Origin of the sequence: Trichormus sp. NMC-1 (assembly GCF_001858025.1) — a bacterium.
Lineage (GTDB): Bacteria > Cyanobacteriota > Cyanobacteriia > Cyanobacteriales > Nostocaceae > Anabaena.
In genome coordinates this window covers 1,435,642-1,454,607 of the sequence record NZ_LZQD01000001.1, presented here as the reverse complement: position 1 = coordinate 1,454,607, position 18,966 = coordinate 1,435,642, and the positions used below count along the sequence as shown (strand labels likewise).

9 protein-coding genes are annotated in these 18,966 nt (G+C 37.4%); 3 read left to right on the top strand and 6 right to left on the bottom strand.

Annotation, left to right across the window (positions count from 1 at the left end):
* Positions 1 to 145 precede the first annotated feature (145 nt).
* Positions 146 to 1,687, top strand: coding sequence for a GMC family oxidoreductase (locus A9Y75_RS06400; RefSeq protein WP_071188669.1), 1,542 nt, complete (start codon positions 146 to 148; stop codon positions 1,685 to 1,687).
* 838 nt (positions 1,688 to 2,525) lie between these two features.
* Here A9Y75_RS06400 and A9Y75_RS06395 read toward each other — a convergent pair.
* The 6 genes from A9Y75_RS06395 to A9Y75_RS06370 form a co-directional block, all read right to left on the bottom strand.
* A complete protein-coding gene (locus tag A9Y75_RS06395) occupies positions 2,526 to 3,794 on the bottom strand; it encodes a glycosyltransferase (RefSeq protein WP_071188847.1) in 1,269 nt (422 codons plus the stop codon).
* Between the two features lie 69 nt (positions 3,795 to 3,863).
* On the bottom strand, positions 3,864 to 5,123 hold the full coding sequence (locus A9Y75_RS06390; protein ID WP_071188668.1) for a glycosyltransferase family 2 protein: 1,260 nt from the start codon (positions 5,121 to 5,123) through the stop codon (positions 3,864 to 3,866).
* An 85-nt stretch (positions 5,124 to 5,208) separates the two neighbouring features.
* A complete protein-coding gene (locus A9Y75_RS06385) occupies positions 5,209 to 5,676 on the bottom strand; it encodes a DUF2141 domain-containing protein (protein ID WP_071188667.1) in 468 nt (155 codons plus the stop codon).
* Positions 5,677 to 5,941: 265 nt separating this feature from the next.
* Positions 5,942 to 6,946, bottom strand: a complete 1,005-nt coding sequence (locus A9Y75_RS06380) for an NAD-dependent epimerase/dehydratase family protein (RefSeq protein ID WP_071188666.1) — start codon at positions 6,944 to 6,946, stop codon at positions 5,942 to 5,944.
* A 253-nt stretch (positions 6,947 to 7,199) separates the two neighbouring features.
* Positions 7,200 to 8,378: an ABC transporter permease DevC gene (devC, locus tag A9Y75_RS06375; RefSeq protein ID WP_071188665.1), complete on the bottom strand. Its 1,179-nt coding sequence runs from the start codon at positions 8,376 to 8,378 to the stop codon at positions 7,200 to 7,202.
* 58 nt (positions 8,379 to 8,436) lie between these two features.
* The gene (locus A9Y75_RS06370) at positions 8,437 to 9,645 is read right to left on the bottom strand and encodes an ABC exporter membrane fusion protein (RefSeq protein ID WP_071188664.1); all 1,209 of its coding nucleotides are present in this window, start codon (positions 9,643 to 9,645) and stop codon (positions 8,437 to 8,439) included.
* Between the two features lie 2,020 nt (positions 9,646 to 11,665).
* Here A9Y75_RS06370 and A9Y75_RS06360 point away from each other — a divergent pair.
* Together A9Y75_RS06360 and A9Y75_RS06355 are read left to right on the top strand one after the other, a co-directional pair.
* On the top strand, positions 11,666 to 17,020 hold the full coding sequence (locus tag A9Y75_RS06360; RefSeq protein ID WP_236721341.1) for a type I polyketide synthase: 5,355 nt from the start codon (positions 11,666 to 11,668) through the stop codon (positions 17,018 to 17,020).
* Between the two features lie 121 nt (positions 17,021 to 17,141).
* Positions 17,142 to 18,872 carry an SDR family NAD(P)-dependent oxidoreductase gene (locus A9Y75_RS06355; RefSeq protein WP_071188663.1) on the top strand — a complete coding sequence of 577 codons (1,731 nt, stop codon included), beginning with the start codon at positions 17,142 to 17,144 and terminating at the stop codon, positions 18,870 to 18,872.
* Positions 18,873 to 18,966: the final 94 nt, after the last annotated feature.

The window sequence follows — 18,966 nt, the reverse complement described above, 5'->3', positions numbered from 1 at the left end:
ACATCTTAGCCCCCTCATCGCTTGCGGGGAGGGGGTTGGGGGTGGGGTTCTTGTACCTTATAACATCGGGAAGTGCTGTATGCAGCGTTAAAGAAAATTGATATTACTCATTTTCAAGTTTTAATTAATTACCACGGAGAAAAAAATGACTCATTGTCATTACGACTTTATCATTATTGGTACAGGTGCTGGTGGTGGTACTTTAGCATATCAACTAGCAAACAGCGGCAAGAAAATTTTAGTTTTAGAACGGGGAAATTTTGTTCCCAAAGAAAAAGCTAATTGGGATACTCGTGAAGTCTCGCAAAAAGAACGCTATCGGACTTCAGAAGTGTGGTATGAAAAAGATGGTAAAATTATCAATCCATTAACTCATTATTATGTAGGTGGTAATACTAAATTTTATGGTGGTGCGCTGTTTAGATTTCGTGAACGTGATTTTGAAACAGTCATTCATCAAGATGGTATTTCTCCTGAATGGCCATTAAAATATCGAGATTTTTTACCATATTATGACCAAGCCGAAAAACTCTATGAAGTACATGGTCAGAGAGGTCTTGATCCTACAGAACCACATACCGATTCAGATTATCCTTTTCCTCCAGTCAGTCATGAACCTTACATTCAAGAAATAAATTATGCTTTAAAAGATCAAGGTTTACATCCCTTTTATTTACCACTTGCTATTAAATTAAATAAGGTTAATAGTCATTTAAATAATTGTATTCGTTGTAATACTTGTGATGGCTTTCCATGTTTAGTTGATGCTAAAGCTGATGCAGATATTAACTGTATACGTCCAGCAATAGCAGATGAAAATCTCACATTAATAACTGATGCAAAAGTAGTCTGTTTACATACTAATGCATCTGGTCGAGAAGTGACTGGTGTAGAAGCAGAAATAGCAGGACAGCTTCAGATGTTTTCTGGAGATATTGTGATTGTTGGTTGTGGTGCAATTAATTCCGCAGCATTGTTACTTAAATCTGCCAATGACCAACACCCCAAGGGATTAGCTAATAGTTCTGATTTGGTGGGTCGAAATTACATGGCACATAACTTTGGGGTGGTTATGACGTTGAGTACTAAGTTAAATCCGACAATTTTTCCCAAAACTTTAGCAGTCAATGATTTTTATTGGGGAGACAAAGATTTTACTTATCCAATGGGTAGCGTGCAATTACTTGGTAATGTCAATAAAGATAAAATAACTGCTTATGGTCCGCCTTTAATGCCTCAATTTCTTGCTGAATCGATAGCTAATCATTCTATTTCTTGGTTGATGATTACAGAAGATTTACCTAAAGCTAATAATAGAATTAGTATTAATAACAATAAAATTTATATTGAATATACAAAAAATAACCAGATAGCGTTTAATCATTTACTCAACCGCTGGACTGAAGTATTAAAATCAATTACACAATTTCAAATAAAAAAACAATTGTCTTTACATATTCCCCAAAATATGGGCATGAGAGAAGTTGCACATCAATGTGGCACTTGTCGTTTTGGAGAGGACCCAAAAACTTCAGTATTAGATATTAATTGTCGTACTCATGATATCGATAATCTTTACATCGTTGATGGTAGTTTTTTCCCTTCTAGTAATGCTTTGAACCCATCACTAACTATTATGGCAAATGCCCTGCGAGTTGGAGACCATTTACTAACTCGGATCAAGTAAAAATCTATTGCTCAACTTTGAGTACAAATAAATAAAGTCCGCAGGTGCGGACTATGGAAATTGGATAAGGTTAAGTTGTCACCAAGAGAGCCTACAAGATGTTAGACTTATTTGTATTTTTACTCACAAAATATAAAAAATCAAGTCTATAAACGGAAATCTTAAGACATAAATTCAGCAGTTATGTCTGGCAAAAGGTAATTTAAATCTCTGGAGTATCTTGATTTATTATGGTAGATAGTTGATAAAAATTATGTAATTTGCTATTTAGGAAAAGAGAGAAAATAAAACAGGTGCTAGGGAATAATTTTTACCAATTATCTATTATTTAAGAAAGCTCTCCTGGATTTAATCAGCCTAGAAAGCAGACATAATTAACGTAATTGTGTCTAGTATTTACTCAATTTTTATATTGTGAGATAAAGAAAGACCCCATAAGTGATTACTTATGAGGTCTATAGATTTTTAGGCACAGTTGAGGACAATACCAGTAGCATTATCAGCTGAAGTAGGTAATTTTCCTACTGAAAATACTATGGCAAAGTTGATAAGTATCTCGAACTTAAATCCTAAAAGTCCACAGGTCATTTACTACAATACTCTACCAGAACCAATCGAGAATATGTAGCCAAATTGGCTATTTTTTTCTAAATACATTAGTAAGCAGATCATAATTTACACTGTATCAAATCGTCTTGCCCACGTTACGAATTATGCAAATTAAAGGCACATTAGCTTAATTAATATGGCTTACGTATTAAGTAGGAAATTAGGGGCAATGTATCAATTACCCCTACAGTAAATTAAGGCTTTCGCGTCATTTGTGCAACAGTGCTAATTAAGAATGATTAGACAATTGCACTTTTTCGGGTATTTCAACTAACTCATACAGCTTATCTTCAAACTTTTGAGTACATACTGACCAATCAAATTCTAATATGGAGGGTCTAGCTTGCTGAGATAATTGTGCTTTGAGGTCAGGATTTTCTAGAATTGTAATTATTTTTTGGGCAAAATCTTTGGGGTTATTAGGTTGAGCTAGAAAGCCATTGTAACCGGGTATTACCTGTTCAGCCGTTGAGGGAGCAATAGCCGCAACAACAGGAGTTCCAGAAGCTAAAGCTTCGTTGTTTGTAGTGCAGAAGTTCTCGGTTACTGAAGGGTTAATAAAAACATCTGCTCTAGCGAACCATCCCAAAAGTTGTGTGCCGTGAGACTCACCCCAAATAGTAACACCAGATTGGTAATTTTGAGCGCGACGACGAATTTCTGCATCTAAAGGACCGCTACCAATGATAACCAAATGAACATCAGGAATTTTAGCAGCAATTAACGGATATGCATCTAAAAGTTGAGTGACATTTTTTTCGGCGGTAATGCGTCCCACAAACAGAATTGTTGGGCGCTTATCTGTAGGAATTGGATCATAACTGATGTTCCGAGGGTGGAACTTTTCACAATTAATTCCTTGATAAGGAAGGTATTCACCTGTTTGGCATTTTAGCTTTTGATATTTAGCTAGTTGTTCTCTCGAAGAAAATAAATTGAGATTATAAGACTCGCTAAATTGCTTAACTAAAAGTGGAACAATGGGACTGACTAAGTTGAAAAATATATCACCTAAGTAATATCTAATATAGGCAACAATATCCGTATGAAAGATGGAGATAATCGGGGTTTTAGTTTTTTTGGCGTATTTAACTCCTACAGGGCGACCATAACCTTGTAAGAAAAATGAGTACAACCCTCTCATCTGCGCTGCTTCTTCAACTACGATGATATCAGGTTGGAATTTTTCCATTAATTTAGTATCATTCCAATGGCGATAGTGCAATGGTTGGGGTAGAGATTTGTAGAAAATAAGTGGTTTTGTGGGGAAAGCAAATGATGAAAAGTTGGGGAAAGATTGTAGTTCATCTAATCCCGGCATGGGACGATTACCAACTGCTTTGGGATACAGATTATTGATTTCTGGGTGAATGAGAAAAACTTCATGTCCTTGCTCAAGCAACCACCGAACTCGCTGATGTACTGCAACTGAAACTCCGGTTAAAAATGGAGCAAATAATCCTGTAAATAATGCTATGCGAAGAGGTTGTTTTTTCATAATCAAAGGAAATAGTTCATAAAAATGTTGGCTTGGGGATTTTTTAGTCAACCAAATAAAAGCATGAGATTACAGAGAATGTTTGCCATCAATTGGTTGATCTAACCATTCATAAGGATGATATTCAACTAAACGAATATTCCAGGGACCCTGAATTTTATAAGTAAGTCCGCGCCATGTAACTGTTGACATCCATAGAGAAGATAGCATTGCTAATCCATAAATCCACTGTGTTAGAGGAATAGCAATTAACATTTTTATGATTGTAGTCAGTGAAATTTTAGCAATTGCTTGACCTTGAGAGCGGATTAATTCTTGTACTCCTAATTCCATCACTAGCATCAATAAGAGTAATCCCATTGTGTAGATGCTATAGGATTGTAATAAGAAGGCTGCTCCTTCCCATTCACTTGCTAACAACAATCCTAGAGCTAATATAATGGCTACAGTCGGGAAGAGAATACTAGAAACAGCATCACTCACTAAAGCTAACCAATTTGGGTGATAAAGTCGGGAGCAAAGTATTAAACGTTTTAGAGATGCAAATAAAGTAATTAAATCGCATTCTTCCCGATTAACCATTAATAAAGAAGGAACGAATTTAATTTTTAATCCGTGTTTTTTGATGACTTTATGCATCAGCATATCATCACCAAAAGCTTCTCCCCACTTTTCAAGTAATTCTGTTTGGTGTAGGACTTCTGTTTTAATTGCTAAACTCCCACCCCAAGGAACTTGAAACACGAACATTTGGACGACAGTAGAGACATTGCCGGCATAGCGTACCAAAGACCCCCAATACTTACCGGTGGGTACATACCAACGGTTTCCTGTTGTTAATCCCACTTTGTCATTCGTGAGAGGACTAACTAATTCTCGTAACCAATTAGGATGAACAATTGTATCTGCATCTACTAGAGCAACTACTTTGTAAGAATCATCTAAATCTGAAACAGCTTGCACCAAAGAACTGCATTTGAGACTACAATTGTGGCGGACGGTTCTTAAAGTGCTAATTTGGAAATTAGTTGCACCGATTTCTGCGATCGCTTCTTGGGCAATTTTAAAAGCTGGATCTTCTGCACTATCAATGATCAGCTTTAAATCGTACTGTGGGTAATTTTGTGTTAAGAGCGATCGCACACAGTTAGGTAAAAATGGGTCCGCACCTCGTAAACAAAGAATTACTGCCGTTTTTGGTAATTGGTCATCTGATAATAAAGGTTGTTTGTATGAGCGCAAATACCATAAAAATACTAGCGTAAAACATACCTGAATAACCAGCCAACTTATCAAAGACTTAGACAGGAATGTCATGACATCTTGCATAAAATCTATAGTCTCCGGCAGAATTAGGGTAGATGGGGAGATGGGGAGAATTACCTGTTCCCCATTCCCTTTTACAGGTACTTAATTAGGGATCAAGAGAATATTTCATAGATATATTGATTGTGGTATTCTTAGTCATTTTAAAACTAGAATTCCGGAATTTTGGTGAACCTGTTTGAACGGAAACAGTTGGGTTTTTGGAAATTCCAAATCCTTCTTTAGGAATACCAAAAAAGTCCTTATTTAGTTTGCGATCTCCATTTTGATCATCAACTACTGCAACTGCATAAGTCCCAGGTTTTAAACCAGAAAATACTTTTTTAACAGAGCTACCATTAATCTTAGTGCAGCCATTTTGAACTTCACTAGAATTATTCATCGGAAATCCTTTTTCAGAATCATAAACTCTGAAGCAAATTTCACCTGTTTTGTGACGTACCCCATTAACTATTACAGTCAGGGTTGTGGTTGGTTCTGCATGAACTGTTTTAGAGCAACTTAGACTTAATAAAGTCGCCAGCAACAGATAATAAAGACGAGAGATTTTCAACATATTAATTGATACCAGAGTAATCGGGTAAAATTGTAGATTTGGTTTTTGCCAATTTAGTTGATCACAGCATTTTTACAGCCATCAAAAAAGCTGTACAACAAATAAGTATTCAGGGATTTGATAAAACTGCCCGACTATAGCCAGTCTTAATAATAAAATCCCATTTACATTACCGTGACCAGCCATAGGAGTGATTTTTTTCAAAGCACTTTGGCGTGATATCTATACATATGCAATTACCCAATCAATTAAACTATTTCATCAACTATTTCATCAATTTTTGGATATCAGTTTTTTGCAACCATTGATGAGTACGCTTCATTCCTTCTTCGAGGTCAACTTTGGGCTTATAATTTAAGATGCTTGTAGCTTTAGCAATAGAATAAGCATAAGGACGACTCATAAAATCGACAGACTCAGGGAGAATATCGGCTTTTTTACGAAATAGCTTTTGTCCTTGATGACGAACACGGAGAAATAATTTCATTTCTTCTTTAGGAAGAGACATAGGTGCAGGTAAATCTTCCATGGCAGCTAAGTGAATAAAATACTCTTTCCAGGAAGTTTCCTCACCATCTGTGATATTAAAAATTTCCCCGTAGGTTTCTTTTTCTATAGCTAAAAAGATGGCATCAATTAAGTTATCAACATACAAATGATTCATCACACCTTGACCATCATTTGCATAGGCAAATAATTTTTGTCGCATCATCATGACTGGCCGTACTATCCAAGGCATACTACCTGGGCCATAAACATCTCCAGCACGGATAACAATGACACCGAAATCTGATGGAGAATTAAGTTGTAAAATTTCCGCTTCTGCTTCAATTTTTGTCTGACAGTAGGGATTATTTTCACTAGAAAGTGTCCCTATTTCTGTGACATTGTTCGCATAATTGAAGCCATAAACTAGAACAGTAGAAAGATGTACAAATGTTCTCACTCCAGCTTGCTTTGCAGCCTTGGCTATATTCAAAGTACCATTAACATTTATTTCCCGAAAATGTTTGAGTTCTCCAGCTTCTTCAGCTAGTTGATTGGTATGTAAAACAATGTCTACTCCTTGACAAGCTTTTTGAGCTATTTGGGCATCGGTGATGTTACCAACAATAATCTCAACTCCCAAATTTTGGAGGTTCTTATCCTGCTCGGAAGAACTTTGTAATCCTCTTACTTTCATCCCTTGAGCTAGAGCTAACTCAGCTGCACGCAAGCCGATAAATTCGTCAATTCCGGTGATGAGAATAGTTTTGTTGTTGAAGTTCATGGTGAAGTATTGAAAGGTAAATAGGTGGACTGATTTGAACTGGAATTGCGGAATTTAATCTAGATTAACTAGTAGTCTGTCAAATCAATTTTGACGGATAAAGAAACAAACCGCGTTCGCGTAGCGTACCGTAGGTATAGACGCAAAGAGCGCGTTCGCGTTAGCGTTGCGAAGCAAAGGAAGAAGGAAGAAGGAAAAATTGAACAATTTATTTACCCGTCAATTAGTTCTTAACAGACTACTAGTAGATTAACTAGAAAATATCAGCAGGATCTGCGGAGCGAAGTTTATTAATAGCCAAGGCTCCAGAAGTGATGCAGATCAAAACTATAGATGTTAAAACAATTAAGGCATTGTTCAGAGTCATGATGATGGGTAAATTTGTGGATTTCATAGCAAAATCATATAAAGCCAAGGAAATAATAAAGCCTGGTATATAAGCTAAGATAGCCAAAATTAACGCCTGTTGAAAAACCACATTCAGTAAATAACCATTTGCATAACCAATAGCTTTTAAAGTTGCGTAGGCAATAAATTGAGTGGCAATATTGCTGTAAAGAATTTGATAAACGATCACTACACCAACAACAGAAGCCATTGTTAGCATCAGGTTCAGTATGAAACCAATAGGAGTTCTTACAGCCCAATATTTTTTTTCAAAATCAATAAAGCCTTGACGAGTAAAAATCTGCACATCATTAGGTAAAGTTGCTTGCAAATTTTTCAAAACTTGATTGGGATTAACACCAGATTTAAGTTTGATAATTCCGATATCTATCTTTTCTACAGGACGAGAATTGGGATTTATTCTTAAGAAAGTTGAGTCACTAACAATTAAATTTCCATCTACACCAAAGGAAGGACCTAAACTGAATAAACCACCTACTCTGACTCGATAACCTTTGACGGCATCAAAAGGAAATATTTCAACTGTTTGATCAGTATCTCCTCGCTCAAATTTTGCTGCTATAGGACCAAATTCTGGTCGGGAATCTCTGTCAAAAAACATGATATCAGGAATTTTGAGTTTATCTAAATTCTGTTCCAGTTCGGGAATATTTATGACTGGTTTTCCTGGATCAAAACCAATTACATATATTGAATATTTTTCACCAGTAGCAGGATTTTTTAATTTAGCAAATTGCAAATACATGGGACTAACCGACTCGACACCATCAAAGCCTAATGTTTGATATAAACGAGTCCGAGAAAAACTTTGATTAGAAGTCAAGGATTTATATTGAGAACTGACTAAAAATAAATCCCCCTTGAGATTTTGATGAACTGCGGTAGCACTAGAATAAAGTGCATCTTGGAAACCAAGTTGAATAAACATCAGCAGCACAATAAATGCAATCCCAGCTACAGCTACCACAAAACGCACTTTTTGCTGGGCAAGCTGTAGCCATGCTAAAGGAATTTTGATATTCATATATTTTGCTATTTGTTATTTGTTAGTTGTCGGTTGATAGATAACCAATGACTAACGACTAAATTTGAATAGAAACATCCACTTGCAAATTGGTTAATCGAGCTACCTTTTGATTATCAGCAGGATTATCAATGGCTATTTTTACCTCGATGATGCGCCGGTCAGTATCTGAATTTGGGTTAATACTAAAGATGCTTTGTTTCTCAACTTGCCAACCAATTTCCTTGACAGTTCCCTGTAATTGGTCAGGAAAAGCAGCACTGGTGATAGTAGCTTTTTGACCAACACGCACTTTTTGAATATCGGTTTGATAAACTTCAGCAACCACATTCATTTCTGATGTTTTACCAAGTTCAGCAAAGCCAGAATTAGCAATTACTTCGCCATTTTTAGCATGAATTTTCAAAATTCTGGCATCTATGGGAGCTTTGATGTAAGTTAAATCGTGATCGGCTTTGGCTTGTTGGATAGCAGTTTCAGCACTCTTAACTTCACTTTCTGCTAACTGAACATCTACGTTACGAACTTCGCTAATGCTATTGAGTTTCGCTTTTGCTTCTTTGATCTGATCTTTTAAGGTGTTTTGAGTACGTGCAAGAGAGGCTTTAGCTTCGGTTAACTGTTCTTGAGTAGTTTTGAGTTGCAAAGCTTTAGTATCAGTTATAGAAGCAGAAATTGCCCCATCTTTGTATAATTGCTGATAGCGATTGCTCTCTTTTTGAGCATTATCTACTTCGGCTTGGATACGGTTAATTGTTGCAACTTGAGAGGCAATATCACCTGTTAATTGTGAATTCAAACGAGTAATTGTAGCTTTTTGAGCGTTGATATCTCCAGGTTTAGCCCCAGCTTTTACCTGGGCTAGTTTAGATTTAGCAACTAGTAATTTATCAAAGGCTTGCTTAATAGCTGCTTTAGAACGAGCATAATCTTCTAAATAAGCCAATACTTGCCCAGTTTTCACCTCATCTCCTTCAGTCACCAACAGTTTTTCTACACGCACACCGTTGATAGAATTAGGAGCAGATAAATAAGTAATTTTTCCTTGTGGTTGCAAGCGTCCCAAAGCAGTTACAGAAACTTTTATTGGAGTTGAGTTGAGGGAATTTACTGAAGAAGATGGAACCGGAGAAGTAGGTTTTAGCTTCAACTGAGAAAAACTGTAGAAAGATATTAACCCAGTAGCTAAAGTAAGAGAAGCTGCTAAAATAATTTTCCACTTCATCGCAGCTTTTTTTAATAACTGGCGCTCTTTGTTTACTGCCATATTTTTATTCCAATTATTTTCTGTTCAGGGATAGTCGTAATAGTTATATCCGCAGATTATCTAAAATAACTTATCCCCCATATTTGTAGTTTTAGTCAGTGGATATAGCGTTTACTAGTCTGCTGAGGGACAAATTTATCTATGTCCATCTTTTTCTAAGTAGAGTAACGTAAATAATTAAAGGTTTGTAGTGAGGTCTAAAGACCTATTTATCTCCTGTGGTCGAAGCTTCGCTAACGAGACGCTACGCGAACAAAGTAGGGCTAAAGCCCTCACTACGAGCAAATTTAAGACTTTGTTACTTTTTTTTGCATACCTACTTATTTGCAGTTAATTCTTTATTTCTGGATCTCACAAATTTGGTAACAGCTATTAGCTTAATTAGTTTTGGATGAATTTTTGTTAGGCTTTGTTGCCGATATAGATAACAAGATTAGGGACGGAATCAACAGTAATATTACTTCCAAGTATCCTCAGTTTTATCCTTAATGGGCATTTTGTAAAGTAGCCAAAAATACCATAGTACCAAATAAAATTTTCATCTCAAGATGTAACGAAGCGGTGATGGTACTGAACGGTCAAAACTCGATTAACTTATATTTAAGTTTGCCAAAATAATTCCTATTTGTCAACAAAATAAATCAGGTAATTTTCTCTAGAGACAACAACAATAGTTGTGATGATCAACATAGATGAAAGCAGCTATTTTCTATTCGCTATTATCTTACAAACTCATAAATCAGCTATTAAATCTGTATTTTTCTTATCAAACAGTCATTATTGGGTGGTAAATGTACAGGTTTCATCACAACTAATGCTGATAATGTTTAGCCAACAACATTCTATAAATTAATATTTGCTTTATAAATAACTATTTTGTTTGGGAAGCCAAGTTATCTTATAAATTCATCAAAAAAGGAGATGGAATTATGATGCTTTTCTGAAAAAACCACATTTATGTTCAAAGAAAATATATGTGTATTTATTGATTTGTGACTTAGTAGACAACAAAGGTGCAAAGCTTGATTGATAAAGACAAAGTTGCCATTTTACCCGCCATCACTTAAACCAGTATCTAGTCAATTTTAGTTAAAGATTATACGTTCCTATTAATTTGATCTTGAAAAGCGATATGAGTTATGAAATATTTATTTCTAAACTTACTTTCAGTGAACTATTCAATTTCTCTAAGCTGTGCTAGTCTTTGTATTAATTCAAGGCGTAAAAGTTGCAAAAAATTCAGGTAATTGATTGAAACAAAAAAGGAAAAAGTACTATAACCTAGCCACGTTATTATCAGATGTAATAACTTTAAGTATTTTTTCCTGTTGAATGAATTTTGATTAAAGGTGTTGCTCTTTTTGTAACAATTTTGGCAGCTTTAATTGGTCGAATAGCATAAAATATATTATCCCAGACGGTGAAACTAGCTATGGTATTTATGAAAATACAGAACGTTAGAATTAACACTAAAAGCATTTCTGTAGTCAAGCTAGATCATCTAAATGGTGCGAGAGAAAAACAAATTTCTATGTTCATCACTCCTCCTCAGTTTTTCTGGTTCCAGTGGGATAAAATCGCCGAAATATTTACTATTCATCGGGGATGCAATTCACCAAATTATTACCTAAAGCACACCTAGAATATTTTACAATTTGCCACAATATCAAGAATTCTTTGTGTCGTAGTTAGTAAATTTTACGGTTAACCTCTGCTTTTCTCGTATACCGTAAATTTTATTCATAACATCTATGACAAAAGTACAAAAGGGAAGAAAAACTTGCACAGTATTTTTTCAGGACTACATTGTTCCCAACTTGCCTTAAAACACCGAAGATGCCAATTATTTAGATACGGAATTAAGGCAATATTTACCATGTCATGTTGATTGAAAAACCACCCTTATTCCTTACGCAGATAGGATAGCTAACTGCTGGTAAGAAGAAATAGCTTCATTATTTGTAAGCAACAGAAATTACTGTAGCTAAACAATCCACAGTACTCAAAATTAGTCTATGCCATGATATCTGCTTCTTCAATTAATACTGCCTTGTCGGAGTTAGAAGCTCAGATTAACAGTTGTGAAAAGGATTTGATTAGGTTTATAGAGGAAAAACAAATGAAATCAGAAACATCAGTATCCACTAATAAAGTTAACAGACAACTGCAACAAAATCCAATTGCAATTGTGGGAATGGCATCTTTATTACCAAAAGCCAGAAACTTACGGGAATATTGGCGCAATATTGTTAATAAAACTGACTGTATTACTGATGTTCCAGAAACACATTGGAGTGTCAAAGATTATTACGATCCTAACCCCAGAACCCCAGAAGATAAAACCTATTGTAAACGCGGTGGATTTATCCCCGAAGTAGATTTTAATCCGATGGAATTTGGTATTCCTCCCAGCATTTTAGAAGTTACTGATGTATCACAACTATTAAGTTTAGTAGTTGCGAAAGAAGCAATGGAAGATGCTGGTTATAGTGAATCTCGTGAATTTAACCGCGAGAATGTGGGAGTAATCTTAGGTGTAGCGCAAGCCAAACAATTAGGTATACCTTTATCTGCAAGGTTAGAATATCCGATTTGGGAAAAAGTCCTGAAAAGCAGTGGTTTATCTGACGATGATACTAAAGTAATCGTCGATAAAATTAAAACTGCTTATATTAAATGGGATGAAAATGCTTTCCCTGGAATGTTAGCAAATGTGGTAGCGGGAAGAATTGCTAATCGTCTCAACTTTGGCGGTACAAATTGCGTAGTTGATGCTGCTTGTGCGAGTTCCTTCGGAGCTTTAAAAATGGCAATCAGCGAGCTAATTGAATATCGTAGCGATATGATGCTGACTGGTGGTGTAGATACCGACAACTCCATCATGGCTTACATTTCTTTTAGCAAAACTCCTGCTGTTACTCCTAGCGAAAACGTCAAACCTTTCGATGCTAAATCTGACGGCATGATGTTAGGTGAAGGTATCGGCATGATTGTGTTAAAACGTCTTGAAGATGCAGAAAAAGACGGTGATAAAATCTATGCAGTTATTAAAGGTATTGGCACTTCTAGCGACGGACGCTACAAGAGTATTTATGCTCCCCGTAAAGAAGGACAAGTTAAAGCCTTAGAACGTGCTTACAATGATGCTGGTTTTTCTCCTGCGACTGTGGGTTTAATGGAAGCACATGGTACAGGAACAATGGCTGGAGATCCTACTGAATTTGGGTCTTTGCGAGATTACTTTACTCAATATGACAACAAAAAACAGCATATTGCTTTGGGTAGTGTAAAATCGCAAATTGGACATACAAAAGCCGCAGCAGGTGCAGCAAGTTTAATCAAAACTGCTTTGGCTTTACATCATAAAATTTTGCCCCCAACTATCAATATTACTGAGCCAAATCCTAAACTCGATATTCAAAATTCGTCCTTTTACTTAAACACTGAAACTAGACCTTGGATCAAGGCAGAAGGAGAAGCACCAAGACGTGCTGGAGTGAGTTCCTTTGGTTTTGGTGGCACTAATTATCACGTTGTTTTGGAAGAATACGAAGCGGAACAAAAGCAAGCTTATCGTTTACATAATGCACCGAGTGAAGTGTTATTATTTGGTTCTAATCCTGCAGAATTGATTACTAAGTTAGAAGCAACTTTGAATAATTTGCAATCTAACGAGGGAGAAAGACATTACTCGCAATTAATCCAAGAGTCTCAAGCTTTAACTATTCCCCAAACTGCGGCAAGAATTGGGTTTGTCGCTGAGAATATCCAAGAAGCTTGTAAGTTGCTGAAAGTTAGTATTGATTTACTAAAAAATAAGCCGTCAGCGGTTTCTTGGGAACATCCTCAAGGTATTTATTACCGTTCTTCAGGGATAGAATTAGGCGGAAAAGTTGTGGCTTTATTCTCTGGACAAGGTTCTCAATACCTAGAAATGGGTAGAGAAGCGGTGATGAATTTCCCAGCTTTGCGTCGTCTGTATGGACAAATGGATGGGTTGTTAATTAAGGATAATTTGCAGCCAATTTCGGAAATTGTGTTCCCACATCCGACTTTTGAAGAAGAGGAAAAAACTGCTCAAATTGCAGCTTTACAAAGAACTGAATATGCTCAACCTGCAATTGGGGTTTTTAGTGCGGGGCTGTATTCTATCTTCCAAGAAGCTGGGTTTAAATCAGATTTTACCGCTGGACATAGTTTTGGTGAATTGACGGCTTTGTGGGCTGCTGGAGTGCTGACTGAAGAGGATTATTTGTTCTTAGTTAAGTCTAGAGGTCAAGCGATGGCTGCACCGAAAGACCCAGATCATGATGCGGGTAGTATGTTAGCGGTGAAGGAAGATATCACAAAAGTGGAAGCGGTGCTGAGGCATTTTCCCCAAGTTGCGATCGCTAATTTTAATTCTCCCACGCAAGTTGTCCTCGCGGGACCAACAGCGGAAATTAAGAAAATTCAGCAAAAGTTCCAAGAATTGGGCTATGGGGCGGTGTTGTTACCAGTTTCCGCTGCGTTCCACACACCTTTGATTGCATTTGCTCAAAAATCATTTGCGATCGCTACCAAGTCTGTCGATTTCCAAAATCCCAAAGTTCCCGTTTTCAGCAACGTTACCGGCAAACAATATCCCCAAGAACCATCAGGAATCCAAAGAGTTCTAGAAGGACATCTTTCCAGTTCAGTGATGTTTAAGCAAGAGATTGAAAACATCTACGCTGCTGGTGGTTATTGCTTCGTAGAATTTGGACCCAAACGGATTCTCACCAACCTAGTCAAAGATATCTTAGGCGATCGCCCTCATCTTACCGTATCACTCAATCCTAGTACTCAAAAGAATAGCGATCGCACTCTCAGAGAAGCCGCAATTCAACTGCGCGTAATTGGTATGGCTTTGGGTAATCTCGACCCCTATCAACTAGCTCCAGTTATCCCCCCAACTTCCACCAAAAAGACCTTAAGCGTCAAATTAAACGGTGTTAACTACGTTTCCGAAAAAACCAAAAACGCCTTCACCGAAGCCTTACAGGATGGTTTCAAAGTCAAAGGAGTTCAGGAATTGAGTAGGGGCGTATTGCAATACGCCCCTACAGAAGAGTCCAATACTCCTTCTACCAACGGTCACAACGGTAACGGACACAAAAAAACGCCTGTAATTAGCACCCCACAACAGCCTCAGATGACTCCTGCACCCCGTTTAAATCAAGCAATCCCAGAATTATTACCTACAGCACGTCAAGCAGTTGCAGAGCGTCCAGGAGGGAAAATGGAGACACCAGATAAAAATATCAACTTCCAACAGGTTCTAGAAAGTTTAGAAAACCTCCTGAACCAGTTTCAACACAACCAAAGTGATAACTTACAAATTCACGGGACATATCTGAATCATCAAATGGAATACGCCAAAACGTTCTTCCAACTGATGCAACAACAGAACGCCCTATTTATCAATAGTAAATCTTCAGAAACCGCCCAACTCAAACAAGTTGTTATGGAAAGTTTTGAGCGCAGCATGATGCAGTTTCACAACCAACAAAGTGAAACCCTTCGCATTCATGAACAATATCTGCGGGAACAAGTAGAATACACCAAAAACTTTTTCCAACTCATTCAACAAGAATATTCTCAACTAATTGCCGGTACAGAAACAACTCAACCCCTAATTCCCCCCCAACTAACAGAAACACACACCAACAGTTTACGGGAGTTAATGACAGAAGCAGCTGTAACAGAAACAGTTGTTCCTCCTACCGCCAAAATTGTCGAAACCCAACCGGTAATAGAGCCAGTAGTTGAAAAAGCGGAACCTGTAATAGAAGCAATTTCCCTTCCTAAAATTGCAGAACCTACCCCAGTTGTAGAAACTCAACCTCAGCCAGTAACACCTGTAGCTTCTATTCCCGAACCAGCAACCACCAACATTAATATTGATGACATAGGTCAAAACCTCCTAGCCATAACCAGCGAGAAAACCGGCTATCCCATCGAAATGTTAGAACTCGACATGGACATGGAAGCCGACCTAGGAATTGATTCCATCAAACGGGTAGAAATTCTGGGAGGATTGCAAGAACTATACCCCAACTTACCCAAACCAAACTTAGAAGAACTAGCAGAAAAACGCACCATTGGTCAAGTTGTCGAGTATCTGCAAAAACAGGTGACAGGTGACAGGTTAACAGAAGAAATACAGGTGACAGGTGACAAGTTACAAGTAACAGAACAAGTTATACAGGTGACAGAGAAGAAAGTAGAGGAAGCAAGGGAAGAATTACTCCCTTCCCAGTCACCAGAAGAAAGCGACGAATACGCTGATTTAGGACAAACCCTGTTAAACATCACCAGTGAAAAAACAGGCTACCCAGTCGAGATGTTGGAACTAGACATGGACATGGAGGCCGATTTAGGAATTGACTCCATCAAACGGGTAGAAATATTGGGCGCAATGCAAGAAACGTACCCCAACTTACCCAAACCAAATATAGAAGAATTAGGCGACCTGCGAACAATTGGACAAATAGTAGACTACCTCCAAAAGCTGGTGGGAGGTGAAAAAAAAAAGCCTGATTCTGACCCGGTAGGGGCGGGGTCTCCCCGCCCTCTTAGCCTCCCAAAAGTGGTAGTGAATTTAACCCCACCACCAACAGTAGACCCAAATCTTCCCCGTCGTCCAGTAAAACTAAAAAGCCTACCACGACCTGATTTTTGGGAATGCAAATTACCAGAGGGACACATCGGTTTAATTACTGATGATGGTTCCCTCACCACCACCAAACTAGCTCACGCACTAGTTGAACAAGGTTGGAAAGTAGTAGTTCTGAGTTTCCCCCAAACATTAGTTCCTCAACAATTGCCTTTACCCCTAGGTGTTAGCCGCGTCATCATGGCAAATATGAGTGAACAACATCTGCAACTACTATTACAAAGCATAACTACTCAACATGGAAAAATTGGGGCATTCATTCATCTTCATCCTCAATTCAACACAGAAAACACAGGTAAAATTTCCTATCTAGAAACAGAAAAAGCCATAGTCAAACAAGTGTTCTTGATAGCCAAACATCTCAAACCAACCTTGAACACAGCCGCTGATTTAGAAGGAAGAGTAAGCTTCTGTACAGTAGCCCATCTTGACGGCACATTGGGGTTAGAACACAAAGAAAACTTTGGAGTTATCGGCGCAGGATTATTTGGATTAACCAAAAGTTTGAGATGGGAATGGCCGAAAGTATTCTTAAGAGCAATTGATTTAAGCCCTTCCTTAGATCCTCACCAATCAGCAGAATATATAGTTGCCGAACTGCATGATTCCAACAGATATATAGGTGAAGTTGGCTATAGCTCACAAGGAAGAGTCACCCTCATAGCTAAACCCGAATAACCAGTAGGGTGGGCAATGCCCACCTCACAAAAACTCCCCTCTTCCCCTTTGCGTCTTTGCGCCTTTGCGTGAGACATTCATAAATTTATTCATCAACACAAATCAATTATAAAGTTGAAATATGACAGCAACACTGCAAATTAATCCATCATCTGTCTTCGTCGTCAGTGGTGGAGCCAAAGGAATCACTGCTCAATGCACAATTAAATTAGCACAAAACCAACCTTGTAAATTTATTCTGCTTGGTCGTTCTGAAATCACCACCGAACCAGAATATACTCGTGATTGTTTAGAAGATTCAGCTTTGAAAAAACGCATCATGGAAAATCTGATTTCTCAAGGTGAGAAACCAACACCCATGATGGTACAAAAAATATTTAATGAGATTAATTCTAGCCGAGAAATTAATAAAACCTTGGCAGCTATTGAAGCAGCAGGTGCAAAGGCAGAATATATCAGTGTTGATGTTACAGATACCGTAACTTTGAAAGCCAAACTCAGCGTTGTAGCTCAAAAATTTGGTCAAATCACAGGCATTATTCACGGTGCTGGTAATTTGGCTGATAAGTTAATTGAAAAGAAAACACAAGAAGATTTTGAAAAAGTTTACACCGCTAAAGTTCAGGGTTTAGAAAATCTACTCGCTTGCGTTAATATCCAGCAATTACAGCATTTAGTTTTATTTTCTTCTGTAACTGGTTTTTATGGGAATATTGGTCAAAGTGATTATGCCATTGCTAACGAAATTCTCAACAAATCAGCCCACCTCATCAAACAATCTCATCCTCAATGTCATGTAGTGGCAATTAATTGGGGTGGTTGGGATAGTGGTATGGTGACACCACAACTGAAAAAAGCATTTGCAGAAAGAGGAATTAGTATTATTCCTCTAGAAGTAGGTACACAAATGTTAGTTAATGAACTGCACCCCGCTTATCAAGATAATACACAAATTGTCATTGGTAGCACGATGATTCCACCCGCAATGCCTTTAGATTCACAACTACGAAGCTATCGCATTCGGCGACGGATGACATTAGCAGAAAATCCATTTTTGTATGATCATACAATTGCTGGCTCTCCAGTATTACCAGCTACCTGTGCTAAATCTTGGATGGTAAATGGTTGTGAAGAAATTTATCCAGGTTATAGATATTTCAGTTGTCAAGAATTCAGAGTTTTGAAAGGAATTACTTTTAACTCAACCTTAGCTCATGAACATTTTCTAGAAATAGAAGAAGTTTCTAAAAGCGATGGTAAGTTTGTTGAATTTAAAACCAAGATATTGAGTAAAACTCCAGAAGGAAGAACTCATTATCATTTTAGTTCTATTATCAAAATAGTGCGAGAACTTCCAGATGCTCCTATTTATGAATCAGTGGATCTTCGAGAAGATAACATTGTCACCACCACAGGTAAAGGTTTTTATCAAAATGGAGATTTGTCCTTATTTCATGGCCCAGCATTCCAGGAAATTACTAAAGTCTTAAATATTAGCCCAGAAAAACTTACAGCCGAATGCTGTTGGCAAGAAATTACCGCCAAACAACAAGGACAATTCCCCGTTAAATGGCACAATCCCTACATAATTGATTTGAGTACTCAAACTCTATGGCTATGGTTAAATCATTTTCATCAAGAAGTTTGTTTACCAGGACAATTAACATACTGTGAACAATTTGTAGATGTTCCATTCAATGTACCTTTTTATGTGTCTTGCGAAATTATTAGCAAAACCGATACTGGCATAAATGCTAATTTCTTAATCCATAATCGTGAAGGCAAAATATATTCACGTATTCTCGGAGCAAAAGCAGTTATTTGGCCTATGAAAATGCTTAATCGTAAGTAATAGTAGGTTGGGTTAAGCGACAGCGCAATCTAAAAAAAGTCCGTAAATGTTGGGTAACAAGAACGTCAACCCAACCTACCTGAAACCCAACCTA